Raw genomic sequence first — 13448 nt, 5'->3', positions numbered from 1 at the left:
GATATCCCAAGTACCATATAGTGGCAGGGTGACACGAGAGACACCGGAGAGCGGTCTGGCGCGGCGGCGAAAGCGCCTGTCGGACGAAGAGACCGCGCGACGGATGCTCGCCGCCGCGATCGCCGCGGTCGAGGAATCCGGGATGACGGTGAGCCTGGAGCACATCAGCTTCGAGAAGATCATCAGTGACGCCGGCGTCGCCCGCAGCGCGGTCTACCGCCGCTGGCCGTACAAGGACCTGTTCTTCAGCGACCTGCTCCGCGAACTCGCCAAAGGAGCCGGCCCCGCCATCATCGACGCCAATCCCGGCGCGCTCCCGGCCGCGGCCCGCACCCTGCTCGCCACGCTCGCCTGGGCCCGTACGCCGGCGCTGCGCCCCGCACTGGCCGCGGAGGTTCTGAGGAGGGCCGCGCTCGGTGAGTTCGAGGCGTTCCACGGCTCATCGGCCTGGCAGACCTATCTCGCGCTGCAGGCCACCTTCCGCGGCCTGCCCGACGGCGACCTGAGGGCCGAGGTCCATCGATCGCTCATCGAGTCGGAACGCGCGATGGTGGCCGACGTGGCGACCGCCTACACCCGGCTGGCCCAGCTGATCGGCCTGCGGCCACGAGCCGGCATCACCTTCGAGACGCTGGCCCGCCAGGCCATCGCCGCACTGCGCGGACTCCTCCTGATGGCCCCCAGCAACCCGGAGATCGTCACCCGCCGGTTCCAGGCCAACCCGTTCGGCGCCCCCGAGCCCGCCGAATGGTCCGAACCGGCCCTGGCGATCGCGTCCATGGTGGTCGGAGCGCTAGAAGCCGACCCCGATGTGCGGTGGAGCGACGAGCACGAGCGCTCGGTCGCAGCCGCTCTGCGAACCGCCCGGATCGACCGCTCCTGATGCCCGGTTCCGGCCGCTGCGCCTGGAAATGCGGGACGCGACGCCTGGCAGGCGGGGCACCGGCCTCGCGCTGCCGGGCAATTACTTCTGGCTGTTCGACGGGGAGGTGCTACCGGACGTGATCAAGCTCTGTGGCGAGGCGTTCGAGGCCGTAAGGCGCCGGGCCGTCCCCCACGGCCAGTACCGGTTCGGCTGATTCAGCGGCCCGGCTTCGCACGATCCGGACCGGCCGCCGACTGACAGCGCCGGACAGAAATCAGGTGGGACGATCGGCGATCAAGAGCGAGGACGTCGTGGTGACCCAGACGTGGGCGGCACGCAACGGTGGCGGCTACCGTCCAGGATCAGCGCGTCGCGACCTCCGTCGGGACCATGAGATTCGTCAGGTCCGTGATTCCCGTGAGCCGGCCGCCGTGTTCCATCTCCTCCATTTTCTGGGATATCAATTGCTTTCCCGAGGCCGGCATCAGATGGAACATCAAGTTCACATAGAACAGCCAGCCGTGCCTGGTGAGCACGTATCGCTCGCCTTCATCGGTCACCAGGTCCGCGTCGATGGCCTCTCGGAGGGCGTTCAGGGTCTCGTCGGGCACCTGATGCCAGGGCACCCTCGCCTTGTCCAGTTCTCCACGAAACGGAAAGGTGACCACACCTCGCTCAGGAGACCTGCACCTCCCGATGCGGTCATGTGGCAATGATTTCTTGCCGATGACGGTCTCGACGTACGCCCGCCTGTTGTCGATGTTGCACAGGCTGACGCCGGGACTTCTACTCATGGCCGAGGAGCCGTATCCGATGATCTCGTCGTCTTCGTGACCATAAACCAGATCGTGGTAGAGAAATGTCGGGGTCTCTTGGACCGGCCCTGCGACGTCGGCGCGGCTGTCGGTGCGCGCGAATCCGTAGCCACTGATCGGCGAGTATCCGAGTCCCCTGAGCCTCTCCTCCGCATGCATTCGAAAGCGCACCCGGGCGGCCTCCGGCAGGTAGCCCAGACCGGCACGTCTTATGGCCCGATGCATCGCCGAGGTCGCGGACAGATTGTTTATCGGATACACGTCGAGGGTGGTGGTCCCGAGTTCGGTGATCGCCGCGATGTCGTCATCCAGTTCGCCGAGTTCCTGCCCGGCCATGCCGTACAGCAGATCCGCATTCGTGTGGTCGAACATGCTCGTTATCATCGCGGCCGCCGCCCTGACCTGCCGGGCGTGCGCGTCCAGCGAGAACAACTCACGGTAACGGTCCGAAAAGGTTTGCACTCCGAAGCTGACCCGGTTGACGCCGATGTCGCGCATCGCCTGGAGTTTCTGCTGCGATACGCTTTTGACCTCGGCTTCGAAGGTGAACTCCCGCAGCCTTCCCAGGTCGAACGCCTGCGCGAGGGCGGTGCCGATGCGCGCTATCTGGTCGGGAGCGAGCAGTGACGGTGTCCCGCCGCCGACGGCGATGGCGTCGACCTCGCAGCGCCCGATGAACCGCTGCTTGAGGGAGATCTCCTGGACGAGCGCATCGACGTACTTCTCGACCGTGGCCGCTGAGGTGTACCTCTCCCGCCCGAACGGGCAGAAGTTGCATATCGTCTCGCAGAACGGTACATGCAGATAGACCGCCCTTCTGCGCACCAGAGCCTCATGGCGATCCGCATAAATATGCCGGCCATCGTCGACGCAGCTCTCCAGCCGGCTGAATGGATGAGGCCAGTTGAATACGGGGAGCTGCCGATCGAACTTGATCGTCGGCTGGTCCCGCAAAATTCGCAGGTCGAACATACCGCCGCCCTGATAGAGTCGAGGGGTGGCGGATATCCGGCCACCCCTGAGAAGAGTCCTACTCCTTCGCGACCGGCTCACGCCGATGCCGCAGTCACCATATGGAGTTGCCTCCGAACAGCGTGACTCCACGCTCGCGGGGGTTGAGGCGCTTGGCCCCCTCCAGTCGGTAGCGCGTCAGTACCGACTCGCTGCCACGGTGGGTTATGAACTGGCGGGGCGCTTGCTGTCCTACGCCTGCGAACACCGTGGTAAGGGTCTCGCCGCATATCTGGAACAGCCCGGGGCGGGGACCTCCGAGGAAGAGCGGATTTATGCTCTCGCTGTAGATGAGGGTGATGTGATACTGCGATCGATTTCCCTCGAACGCCGGGCCCACCCTGTAGGTACCACGATACGTCACATTTCCATCTTGTTCGATCGTGAACTCGTTGCCCCGCATCTCGATGATGCTGTCCGCCTGGTCGACGGGCTCCCCGTCAACTTCGGTATAGACGTTGTACCATCGCCCTTCGAGCGCTCTCGCTATATTCGTCTCGCCTGTTTCAGTGCTCATGAAGACGCTCTCCGCTCTTTAAAGTCCTGTGGCCGACCCCGCTCCGGCATAGTCAACATGTCCTGCCTATATGACACATAAAGTCACTAAGTGGTAAATCTATTACCCAGAGTGGTCATGATGGAGGTGGCACGCTGCTGGAGACCTGCGGCGTCTTCGTCTCCTACGGCGTCTTTCGCGAGGGGGACACGCATGATGGGCGGCCGGCCCGCCGATCCCGGCTACGCCGAACTCCGGCGCAGAACAAGAGTCAACGCCACGATGACCAGATCATCCGCTGGCCGCCGGGGAGGAGTACCCAAACAACGATCTGATCCACACCCGGCCGGACGGCCGTGGAACCCGGAACGGATGACGGAGGGGTTCGAGGCGACGGCCCGCGAGGCCGGCCTGCCGGTGATCAAGCTACGTGAGGGGCGGCACACGGCGGCCACGTTGATGTCGGAGGCCGGGCCGGACATCAAGGTGGCCTCGGTCGGGCTGGGGCGCTCGAAGACGCAGATCGCCCCGGGCCTGTACATGCAGTTGCGTCAGGCCGTGCTGGACGAGACTGCGGAACGGGTTCTCACGCCGGCGCAGGGCAAGAAGCGGGCAGGGCGGCAGGAGGCGTGTCGTTTGGCGCGGTGTTTCATTCTGCTTCCATCGGCCTGGTCAGCGGGGGTGGGATGGGCCTGCGGGGTGTCCGGTTAAAAAGGGTTTGCCGTGGTTTGCGGGCTGGACATATGGTGCAAGCACGCGGAAAGGAGGTGGTCCAGACAATGGTTGATCATTATTGGGCTAGCGAGGTGGCTGTCCGTTAGGACTCGCCGACTCCGGACCTAGGTCCGGGCGTCTGGCGACGTCCGGCGACTACAAGGCAACCACCGGAACCCCGGGCAGCCGGAAGGCGCTTCGCGCCTGTTGGTCCATCCGGCCCATCCGCCGCAAGGCGGGTGGAGCACGCCCGGGGTTCTTTTCTGCCCGTACGCCGGGCGGTCAGGACTCCTCGCCGGTGAACTCCGCCACCTTCTTCAGCTCGGCCGACATGTGCGGCTGGATCCCGTGGCCCATCGCGGCCATCTCATAGGCCCACATCAGGTTGCCGTTCACCAGCCCGTACAGCCGGCGGCCCGCCGCGTACTCCTTCGCCGTGCCGGTCCGCGCCACCACGTCCGTGGCCATCTCGACCTTGTTGAACACCACCTCGCCGAGGTAGATCTCCACGATCCCGGTGGGGTGCGCGAGCATCACCTCGACCTGGCGCTCCGGCTGCGCGCGCCAGTAGCCGGACTCGGTGGCCAGCGGGCGTACGCGCCCGCCCTCGTCGTCCAGCAGCCAGGTACGGCTCACATAGCTCAGGAACGGCTTGCCGTTGTGCCCGAAGACGATCTCCTGGCCGAACCGGATGCTCTCCATCGTCGGGTATCCGCCGACCCCCGCGCCCTCCCACCGGCCGAGCAGGAAGGCGAGCGGTTCGAGGTCGGCATGCATGTCAGGTAGGCCCATAGAACAGGAGCCTAGAGCCACACGGGACCCGGAGTGTGCGGGCACGGCCCGGCCAATGCCTCTAAATTGGTCAGCCATGTCACCACATACCGCCAATCTCCCCGGGACCCGTCGATGCTGATCTACCGCATCGCGTTCATCCTCGCCGGGCTCGCCCTGATCGGCTGGGCCCTGTACGAGCGGTACCGGCAGCAGGTGATGGCCAAGACCCCGACCATCGGGGCCGGAGACGTGGGCTCGTTGATCGATCCGGGCCGCGAGGTCGTCGTCGAGGTGCAGGGCACGGCGGCGCCCGGCCCGGCGGGGCCGCTGCGCTCGCCGTTCACCGGCACGCCGTGCGTGTGGCACCGGATCAGGGTCACCCGCCGGTACACCGAGTGGCAGCGGCAGAAGGACGGCGGCAGGAAGCGGGTCACCAAGGAAGAGGAGATCTTCGACTCCCAGTCCGGCACGCCCTTCGCGGTCAGCGACGTGAGCGGCCGGGTGCCGCTGCACCCGGGCGACAAGCGTCCCGACGGCGCGACCAGGACGATCAACGTCTACGAGGGCTCTCACGGGCCGATCGGGGACCGGGCGAGCGCGCTGGGCGTGATGCTGGGCAGGGGCGAGGGCTCGACCCAGGGCAACCGCTTCCAGGAGTGGGTGCTGCGCGAGGGCGACCCCGTGTACGCCCTCGGCGCGGCCAGGCAGGTGGACGGCGTGCCGTCGATCTGCGCCCCGGCGGCCCCGCCGTTCATCATCTCCACCAGCAGCGAGGCCGAGCTGCGCACCCGCTCCCGGCTGACCGCGGCGCTGACCTCGGCGGGCGGGGCGCTGTTGCTGATCGGCACGGCCGTCTGGTGGATCATGGCGCCGTCGGAATAGGCTTTCCGGCATGGCACGTTCACTGGTGATCAAGGTGACCGCCGGAGCCGACGCCCCCGAGCGTTGCAACCAGGCGTTCACGGTGGCGGCGGCGGCGCTGGCGAGCGGCGTCCCGGTCTCGCTGTGGCTGACCGGCGAGGCGTCGTGGTTCGCGCTGCCCGGCCGGGCCGCGGAGTTCAAGCTGGCCCACGCCGCCCCGCTGCAGGACCTCCTGGACGCCGTGCTCGCCGCCGGGCAGGTGACCCTCTGCACGCAGTGCGCGGCCCGCCGCGACATCACCGTGGACGACGTGATCAAGGGCGTCCGCATCGCGGGGGCCCCGGCGTTCGTCGAGGAGATCGTCTCTGAGGGCGCGCAGGCCCTCGTCTACTGACGGGCCTACTGGTTGGGCAGTACGGCGGCCAGCCGCTCCTGGCGGAGCCGGTCGTACCAGGTGTCGTCGAGCGGGGCCAGCGGCCCGGTGGCCCAGCTCAGCAGCAGGTCGGCCAGCGCCGGGTTGCGGGCCAGCGCCGGGCCGTGCAGGTAGGTGCCGATGACCCGGCCGGAGTAGCAGCCCTCGGTGCCGTCGCCGTTGCCGGTGCCGACGATCGTGCGCGACAGCGGCCGGACGGCCGAACCGAGCCAGGTCACCCCCATGTGATTTTCAAAGCCGGTCAGCATCGGCAGGCCGCCCAGCTCCGGCGCGACCTCGGCGGCCAGCTCGCCGACCGCCCGGGCCTTGCCCCGCCCGCTGGCGATGTCCAGCAGCTCGATGCCGGCCACCGGCTGCCCCTCCTCGCCGCCGAACGTGGTGCCCATGATCTGGTAGCCCGCGCACACGGCCAGCACGGTCGCGCCCCTGGCCACCGCCCGGTGCAGGCCGCCGTCGCGGCGCAGCCGCTCGGCCCCGAGGATCTGCGGGCGGTCCTCGCCGCCGCCGATCAGGTAGATGTCACCGCCCTCCGGGACGGGATCGGCCGAACGCACGTGCACGGTCTCCACGGGGATGCCGCGGCGCAGCGCGCGCTGTTCGAGCACCAGCACGTTGCCCTGGTCGCCGTAGGTGCTCAGCAGGTCCGGGTAGATCCAGACGATGCGAAGTGCGCTCTCGGTGCGCCTGGGGTCATTCTGCACGACCGAACTCCGTCCGAATCTGCTGGAAGGCGGTGTAGTTGGCGATCACGTCGACCCGGCCGGGCGGCTGCGCGGCCAGCGCCTGGGTGAAGTCGGCGGCAAGCTGGAACGGCACCCCCGCCGTGTCCAGCCGGAGCGCGAGGTCGAGCTTGCGCTCGCCGATCACGAACACCGGACGGCCGCGCAGGATGCGGTAGTCGACGTCCCACAGCCAGGAGGTGTCGCGCCCGTCGGGGCCCTGCGCGTTGACCGCCAAGATGATCGGCAGCGCGGGGTCGGTGACGTCGAACGCCTCCAGCCAGCCCGCCGGGTTCTTCGCCAGCAGCAGCCGGGCGTGCCTGCCGTCGCGCTCCACGGTGGTGTACCGGCCGGCCACCGAGCGGACCTCGGCCAGCTTGGGCAGCGCCCGCTGCACCGGCACGCCGAAGATCTCCACCACCGCCAGCGCCATCACCGCGTTGGCGCGGTTGGCCTGGCCGGGGAGCTGGATGTCGAGCGGCCAGCGCTGCCCGCGCGGGTCGATCGCCGTGTCGTGGTCGAGCACCCAGTGCGGCTGCGGACGCCTGAAGCGGCACTCCCGGCAGGCCCAGTCGGCGTCTTTACGGTCGAGCGGGCCGCCGCACTCGGGACAGCACCAGGAGTCCTCTTTCCAGCGCTGCCCCGCGGCCACCCAGATGACCTGGCCCGCGGTGGACGCGGCCCAGGTGACCAGCGGGTCGTCGCAGTTGGCCACGACGTGGACGGGCTTGCCCGCGACCGCCCGCCGCCACTTCTGGGCCAGCAGCCAGATCTCGGCCGCGCGGTCCATCTGGTCGCGGCTGAGGTTCATCAGGCACAGCACGCTCGCGCCCGTCGTGTCGAGCACGTCGGGGAGGTACTTCTCGTCCACCTCCAGCACGCCGTACGGCGCGCGCTTGGCCTGCGACAGCGCGGACACGTGACCGGCGGGCATGTTGGCGCCGAACGCGTTGGTGGCGACCTCACCCAGCTCCAGCAGCGCCGAGGTGATCAGCCGGGTCGTGGTGGTCTTGCCGTTGGTGGCGCTGACCAGCACCAGCTTGCGGTCCTGCGCGAGCTTGCGCAGGAGGTCGGGCTCCAGCACCAGGCCGACCCGGCCGCCGATCACCGAACCGTCGCCGCGCCCGGTCATGCGGGACAGCGTGGCGGCCGTCCGGCCGAGCGCGCTGGCGACCTGCGCCCTGAACGGAAGCTGACTCATGACGTCCGATCCTAGCCGCGGATCGGTCCCGTCGCCCCTCGTGGCGGAGATCATGGGGACACCCGCACGATCGGCGTGTACGGCGGAACGGACCTCGGCATGCACGCGGCCAGGACGACCGTGAGCGTGATGGCGCCCATGACGAGCAGCGCCCCGGCGATCAGCACGGCCCCCAGAAAGAATGTCACTTTTCGTGGCATATCGACCACTCTACGCTACTGGTCGGTAAACGAAATCTCCGCCTCCGCGTCGGAATCGCCGTCGAACGGCATGACGAACCGGCGCGGCCACGACAGCACCGTCTCCAGCCAGCTCGCCGCCATCGTCTGGGCCACATGGCCGATCCGCTGCGCGGGGTCCACGCCGATGGCGACGGTCATGATGTCGCGCCCCACCACCGCGTGCTCGTCGTCGCCGAGGATCGCCCGGTAGGCCAGCGCCCGGTTGCGGTCCACCTCCATGGACAGCGGGTGGTGGCGCAGCGCCTTGGCCCGGTGGCCGAGCAGTTCGCCGCCCGGGCGGCCCGGCTGGGGGTAGGGCCGGTCGTACGCCCCCGCGCCGAACAGCGCGTACTCCATCGGCGGCGCGGGAGTGCGCAGATCAGGCGCGGGATGCCCGTAGGGGAACAGCCGGTCCACCTCGTGCAGCCAGCGGACCTGCGGGATCACCCACTCCGGCCCCTGGCGTTCGGTGGGCCGCCGCGGGCCGGGGGCGGGCCGCGGGGCGAGCAGTTCGACCGCGACCTCCGCCGCCTTCTGGGTCAGCAGGTCGGGGTCGTAGAGCGTCCGCAGCGACCAGGCCCGCCGGGCCACGCCACGTTCCACCAGGGTGGCCAGCAGGCACTCGCGGCGGCGTTCGGGCAGCTCGGACCAGATGTCGGCGAGCACCCGCGGCACCCCGGGCAGCGGCCGGTTGGCGCAGAACGCGAGCACCAGCGTGTCGGTCCAGATCCGCAGCCAGGCCCACTCCGGCGCGTCGGCCAGCAGGTCGGCCTCGCGCAGCTCGAACAGCGTGCACGCCTTGCCACTGCGGCAGGCCGCCCCGCAGGCGACCGAACGCCGCCCGTCGATCGGCGGCGTCGGGCCGGGCAGCGCCCGCTCCCGCCCCTCCCCCAGCGGCACCTGCACCCGCAGCGGCCGGTCCATCCCGTCGGCGAACACCGCGGCCACCCCCGGCGACAGCGACACCACCTGCCTGGACTGCTCCTCGCTGAGGTTCATCGCCGCGCCGACCAGCTGCCGGTCGTCCTCGGCGGGCAGCCGGTGGACCACCTTCAGCGCGGTGTTCTTCACCACGTCGGGGACCAGCTTGGTGGGGATCTGCTCGGCCACCACGATGCCCTCGCCGTACGCGCGGATCTCGGCCAGCATCCCGGCCAGCAGTTCCACCGCGTGCGTGCTGGCCCGGCCCTCGCCGCGGTGCCGCAGCAGCCGGTGGGCCTCCTCGATCACGATCACGTGCCGCAGCCCGGCCGAGCGCTCCTGGCGGGCCCGCATCCGCAGGTGCTCCACGATGCGGATGATCAGCGTGCCCATCAGGAACGCCTTGTCCTCGTCGTTGGCGACGTCCTCGATGGCCAGCACCACGTTGCGGCGCAGCAGGCCGCCGATGTCGGCGGGGTGCCCGCCCTCGAAGAAGCGGCCCGCCGAACCCACCCGCAGGCTGCGCAGCCGCAGCCGGATGAACCCCTCCACGTCGGCCTGCACCTCGCGGCCGTAGCCGATCTCGTGGATCACGTCCATGGCGTGCGCCTGGAGCTGTTCGAGGGTCGGTACGGCCGGCCGTACCGCCGCGCCGGGGATGCCGCCGCCGGTCACCACGTCCCACCCGTTGGCCTCGTACACCCGCTGCAACGCCAGCGACATGATCTGCGGGAACGGTTCCTCGGCGTCGAACGCCGCCATGAACAGCGCCCTGACCATGTCGATGTGCGCCTGCACCGGATAGCCCGGCTCGGGCGCGAGCGGGTTGACGCTCAGCGGCACCGTGTCGGGCGCGGACGGGTTGATCACGGTCACCTGCCCCAGGTGCTCGACCCGCCCGGCCATCGCCGCGTACTCCGACTTGGCCGGCTCGATCGCCAGCCACGGGATGCCCGCGGAGGTGAGCTGTTCGAGCAGGTGGCGTACGGTCTGCGACTTGCCCGAGCCGGTCGCCCCGGTGACGAACGCGTGCCGGTTGAGGGTGGCCAGCGGCACCCGGAACGCGCCCACCGCGCGGTCCTGGCCGTCCACGATCGTGCCCAGGTCGATCAGGTCGCCGGCCGGCGCGCGGGCGTCGGCCTCGCTGGTCACGTCGAAGTATCCGGCGTCCAGCACGCGTACGCCGGGCACCTCGCGCCGGGGCAGCCCGGCCAGCGCCGCGAGCGCGCCCGCCGTCGCGGCGAACGGCGCCGCCGCCTCGTCGGCCGGGTCCTGCACCCCGACGGCCAGCGCCTCGGCCAGCCCGTACGCCGACTCCGCGCCACCGGAGGGCGCGCTGCGCAGCCGGTACGGGTGCTGGCTCATCTCCACCGAGCCGACCAGCACGGGCGCGATCTGGCGCAGTTCCTCGGGGCTCGCCGCCCCGGCGAGCACGCGAACGTTCCACAGCCCGGCCTCGCGGAAGGCGTCCAGCTCCTGCATCCGCCGCTCGGCCCGCTCGGCGTCGTACCGGCTGCGCTCGGAGGCGTCGCCGTACTGCCGCAGCACGTTGAGCTGGGTGCGCAGGTGGGCCACCTCGGAGTCGAGCCGGTCGGTCGGCTCGGCCACCACCAGCCAGCCGAACGGCCGCGACATCAGCGTGACCAGCGTGGACTCGAACAGCGTGGGCAGCTTGATCTCGTCGGGCGCGGGCTCGCGGCGACCGCCCAGCGGCGGGGCCTGCCGCCCCGGGCACGGCGTCCAGACCAGGTCGGCGAGGTCGTCGAGCCATTCCGGCCCGATCGGCACCCCGCGCGCCCCGCCGGGGAAGAGCAGCGGCTGCGGCCCGGCGGGCGTCGGATCGGGGGGCGCGTCCGCGGCCCGGCGCGGCGGACGCGGCGGGGTGAGCGGACCGGCGTTGGTGATCAGTTCGAGCGGGCTGCCCGACCCGCGCGACAGCCATCCGATGACGAACGGCCGGCCGCGCTGCGCGGCCGAGAGCACGGCGGGCAGCACGGTGACGAAGTCCCACTCCGCCGACGAGCTGCGCGTCGGCGCGGCGATGGCCTGGACCTGGTACCACGGCCCGGAGAGCGGATGGCCCACGTTAGAAGGCACGCTCGGCTGCATGTGACTCCCGCGCTCGGCGACTCTGCCTGCCACGCCGCCCGCCGATCCCCCGGGTGACCGGCGGCGAGGCGTCCTACCATGACATCGATTCAGGTCCGTAGTCCATCGACCACCTTGCCATCTCCGGTGCCCGCGGCGGGCGCGGACCGGAGCGGTTCAGCGGCGGCGGCGCCAGTCCAGCCGGGCGGGGGGCGGCCCCAGGTTGGGCGGGACCAGGTGCGGCGGCACGGGCGTCTCGACCCGCATCTGGCCGTTTCCCGGGGCGTCGGGGGCCGGCTGCGGCGGGCCGTCCTCGCCCTCGGGCGGCGGGGGCGGCTGCTGTTGCTGCTCGGGCACCCGTTGCAGGGCGTCCTTGACGTCTTCCAGCTCGCCCAGGGTGGTGCGGGGGAAGGTCAGGATCGCCGGGTTGGCGTCGGCCAGGCGCACCCGCCTGCCGGTGGCGGTCGCGTCGGTGACGATCACCGACGTGGTGGGGAGCTGCTGGAGCTGGTGCGGCTCGACCAGGAACTCCCGGGAGCGCTGGAGCACCCGCTCGGTCTCGCCGCCGATGGCCTTGCTGGCCGCCCTGCCCCACTCGGTGGACTCGGTGATGTCCTCGCGCAGGTCGGGCTCGGCGGGGTCGCGGCCGGCCTCGCCGTCGTCGTCGAGGGCGACCACGGTGGAGGTGTAGCCGCCGTCCAGGCCGTCCACCGGGGCGCTGATCGTCTCGGTGAGGGTGGCCAGCTCCAGCCGGTGCTCGGTACCGACGTGCTCGCTGGCCACCCGGGCGTCCTCGGCGTTGCCGAGCCGCATGAACGCCACGGCGGCGTGACCCCGGCCCAGGCGTTCCTTCACGGTCGGGGTCAGGCTGCGGTAGGTCAGCACGAGGCCGGTGCGGGAGGTCTCGCAGGCGTCCATCAGCCGGTCGAGAACGTCGCCGCGCAGCTTGTCCGCGCCCGCGACGATGATGGTGTGGTACCAGGGCCGGTCTGCGGCGGGCGACTGGCGCAGGATGTGGGTCAGCGCGGTGGCCACGTAGGTGCCGAGCACCCGGTTGCCGAGCACGCCCGCCTGGCGGTCCATGCTGATCACCCGCAGCCGCGCGGGCGGCAGTCGTACGGCCTCGCTGCCCAGCGTCTCCAGCTTGCGTAGCTGCGCCTCCAGCGCCCAGGCCCGCTCGATGACCACCCGGTCGCTGACCCCGCGCCCGAACAGCGTGCCGATCTTCTCCAGCTGGGTCGCGGTGATCAGGCCCAGCCGGAGGTCCTCGCGGGGGTCGCCGACCTGGGCCAGCGCCCGCAGGGCCGCGGTGACCTGGTTGATCGTGGCGTTCTCGCCCAGCACCTCAAGGACCCGCTCCAGGATCGCGTTGTCGAAGGACAGGTCGCGGGTGGTGTGGTGCTCCTCGCTGACGCTCACGACGTGCGCGAGCACGTCGGCGAACGCCTCGGGCGGCAGGGTGGCGCCGAGGTCGAGCCGGGGGAGGTCCACCGGGAGCACCCAGACCAGCGGGTCGTCACCGCCGCGGGTGGCCAGCTCGATGAGGTCTTTGGCGATGGCCCCCTCGGACAGGTCGAGCACGGTCAGGTGGCCGCCGCTGTAGAGCCGGGTCGCGCCGATCAGCGTGATCAGCGCCGACCAGCCCGGCAGCGTGCCGCCCGCCACGTCGATGCGGTCGATCTCGTCGGGGACGGCCACGGCGTACCAGGACACCTGCTGGTCGAAGCGGCGTTTCTTCTCCTCCCACTCCCGGTAGCGCCGGGCGTGCTCCTCCTGGGCCTGGAACAGCTCGTGTTCGCGCTCGCGGCGCAGCCGGTCCTGTTCGGCCTGCTTCTCGGCCACCCGGTGCCGTACCGCGCGGTTGCCCTGGTAGATCGCGTAGCTGGTGAAGATCGCCACACCGCCGGTGGCCGCCAGGCCGATCAGCGCGAACGACCAGCTCAGCATCTCGGTGACGCCCAGCGTGAAGATCATCAGCGCGACGATGACCATGAAGGCGCGGAAGATCCGCACCGGGCGGTTCAGCAGGTCTTCCTGAAGCTTCTCCCTGCGGACCCACTCGGGATCGACGGCCGGGAGCGGGCCGGGGGCGTCGCCCGGCGAGGGACGCTTCGGCGGCGGCCCCGGGTCGGGGTACAGCAGCACGTATTGCCAGCCCAGGTAGATCCGGTCCGCCTGGAGCTGTGCGTGCTCGGGATGCACGTCCGCCACGGGGACCTCCGGCCGCCAATCGTCGCCTTCGAGACAGCGTATAAAGGCCCCGTCGGCTTTGGGGCCGGGTTCTGCCCAATCAGCCGGATTTCCCCGCGATCTTCTGGCCCAGTGTCCC

General features: G+C 70.5%; 13 protein-coding genes. 5 read left to right on the top strand and 8 right to left on the bottom strand.

Annotation, left to right across the window (positions count from 1 at the left end):
• Window positions 1-28 precede the first annotated feature (28 nt).
• Both DP939_RS04535 and DP939_RS46005 read left to right on the top strand, forming a co-directional pair.
• Entirely contained in the window at window positions 29-883 is an 855-nt protein-coding gene (locus tag DP939_RS04535; protein ID WP_225878038.1) for a TetR/AcrR family transcriptional regulator, read from the top strand.
• A 28-nt stretch (window positions 884-911) separates the two neighbouring features.
• Entirely contained in the window at window positions 912-1079 is a 168-nt protein-coding gene (locus DP939_RS46005; RefSeq protein ID WP_158578458.1) for a hypothetical protein, read from the top strand.
• 148 nt (window positions 1080-1227) lie between these two features.
• Here DP939_RS46005 and DP939_RS04530 read toward each other — a convergent pair whose 3' ends face one another.
• Window positions 1228-2652, bottom strand: a complete 1425-nt coding sequence (locus DP939_RS04530) for a coproporphyrinogen-III oxidase family protein (protein ID WP_113979116.1) — start codon at window positions 2650-2652, stop codon at window positions 1228-1230.
• 94 nt (window positions 2653-2746) lie between these two features.
• Window positions 2747-3208 carry a hypothetical protein gene (locus DP939_RS04525; RefSeq protein ID WP_113979114.1) on the bottom strand — a complete coding sequence of 154 codons (462 nt, stop codon included), beginning with the start codon at window positions 3206-3208 and terminating at the stop codon, window positions 2747-2749.
• A 351-nt stretch (window positions 3209-3559) separates the two neighbouring features.
• On the opposite strand from DP939_RS04525, the gene DP939_RS04520 reads away from it, so the two are divergent.
• Window positions 3560-3898: a hypothetical protein gene (locus tag DP939_RS04520; protein ID WP_113979111.1), complete on the top strand. Its 339-nt coding sequence runs from the start codon at window positions 3560-3562 to the stop codon at window positions 3896-3898.
• Window positions 3899-4183: 285 nt separating this feature from the next.
• Here DP939_RS04520 and DP939_RS04515 read toward each other — a convergent pair whose 3' ends face one another.
• A complete protein-coding gene (locus DP939_RS04515) occupies window positions 4184-4693 on the bottom strand; it encodes an FABP family protein (protein ID WP_199564926.1) in 510 nt (169 codons plus the stop codon).
• A 114-nt stretch (window positions 4694-4807) separates the two neighbouring features.
• Here DP939_RS04515 and DP939_RS04510 point away from each other — a divergent pair, with 114 nt between their 5' ends.
• Complete coding sequence (locus tag DP939_RS04510; RefSeq protein WP_113979106.1) at window positions 4808-5557, top strand: GIDE domain-containing protein; 750 nt, start codon at window positions 4808-4810, stop codon at window positions 5555-5557.
• Window positions 5558-5567: 10 nt separating this feature from the next.
• Window positions 5568-5930 (top strand): DsrE family protein, encoded by a 363-nt coding sequence (locus tag DP939_RS04505; RefSeq protein WP_113979103.1) that lies wholly within the window; start codon window positions 5568-5570, stop codon window positions 5928-5930.
• 5 nt (window positions 5931-5935) lie between these two features.
• Here DP939_RS04505 and DP939_RS04500 read toward each other — a convergent pair whose 3' ends face one another.
• The 5 genes from DP939_RS04500 to DP939_RS04485 form a co-directional block, all read right to left on the bottom strand.
• Entirely contained in the window at window positions 5936-6670 is a 735-nt protein-coding gene (locus DP939_RS04500) for a type 1 glutamine amidotransferase (RefSeq protein ID WP_113979100.1), read from the bottom strand.
• Entirely contained in the window at window positions 6660-7889 is a 1230-nt protein-coding gene (locus DP939_RS04495; protein WP_113979509.1) for a Mur ligase family protein, read from the bottom strand. Before DP939_RS04495 ends, DP939_RS04500 begins: the two co-directional genes overlap by 11 nt.
• 50 nt (window positions 7890-7939) lie before the next feature.
• Window positions 7940-8077, bottom strand: a complete 138-nt coding sequence (locus tag DP939_RS46000) for a hypothetical protein (RefSeq protein ID WP_158578457.1) — start codon at window positions 8075-8077, stop codon at window positions 7940-7942.
• A 27-nt stretch (window positions 8078-8104) separates the two neighbouring features.
• Complete coding sequence (locus DP939_RS04490) at window positions 8105-11128, bottom strand: ATP-binding protein (RefSeq protein WP_225878037.1); 3024 nt, start codon at window positions 11126-11128, stop codon at window positions 8105-8107.
• A gap of 168 nt (window positions 11129-11296) precedes the next feature.
• The gene (locus tag DP939_RS04485; RefSeq protein WP_113979095.1) at window positions 11297-13330 is read right to left on the bottom strand and encodes a hypothetical protein; all 2034 of its coding nucleotides are present in this window, start codon (window positions 13328-13330) and stop codon (window positions 11297-11299) included.
• Window positions 13331-13448: the final 118 nt, after the last annotated feature.

The sequence above is a fragment of the Spongiactinospora rosea genome (assembly GCF_003315795.1).
Lineage (GTDB): Bacteria > Actinomycetota > Actinomycetes > Streptosporangiales > Streptosporangiaceae > Spongiactinospora > Spongiactinospora rosea.
The sequence above is the reverse complement of the archived record's forward strand: the minus strand, read 5'-3'. Positions and strand labels throughout refer to the sequence as shown.

Bases quoted from the DNA above. Each gene is read 5' to 3' on its own strand.
- DP939_RS04510 (WP_113979106.1), top strand. From the start codon at position 4,808: ATGCTGATCTACCGCATCGCGTTCATCCTCGCCGGGCTCGCCCTGATC.
- DP939_RS04505 (WP_113979103.1), top strand. From the start codon at position 5,568: ATGGCACGTTCACTGGTGATCAAGGTGACCGCCGGAGCCGACGCCCCC.
- DP939_RS46005 (WP_158578458.1), top strand. From the start codon at position 912: ATGCGGGACGCGACGCCTGGCAGGCGGGGCACCGGCCTCGCGCTGCCG.
- DP939_RS04530 (WP_113979116.1), bottom strand. From the start codon at position 2,652: ATGTTCGACCTGCGAATTTTGCGGGACCAGCCGACGATCAAGTTCGAT.
- DP939_RS04495 (WP_113979509.1), bottom strand. From the start codon at position 7,889: ATGAGTCAGCTTCCGTTCAGGGCGCAGGTCGCCAGCGCGCTCGGCCGG.
- DP939_RS04515 (WP_199564926.1), bottom strand. From the start codon at position 4,693: ATGGGCCTACCTGACATGCATGCCGACCTCGAACCGCTCGCCTTCCTG.
- DP939_RS04520 (WP_113979111.1), top strand. From the start codon at position 3,560: ATGACGGAGGGGTTCGAGGCGACGGCCCGCGAGGCCGGCCTGCCGGTG.
- DP939_RS04525 (WP_113979114.1), bottom strand. From the start codon at position 3,208: ATGAGCACTGAAACAGGCGAGACGAATATAGCGAGAGCGCTCGAAGGG.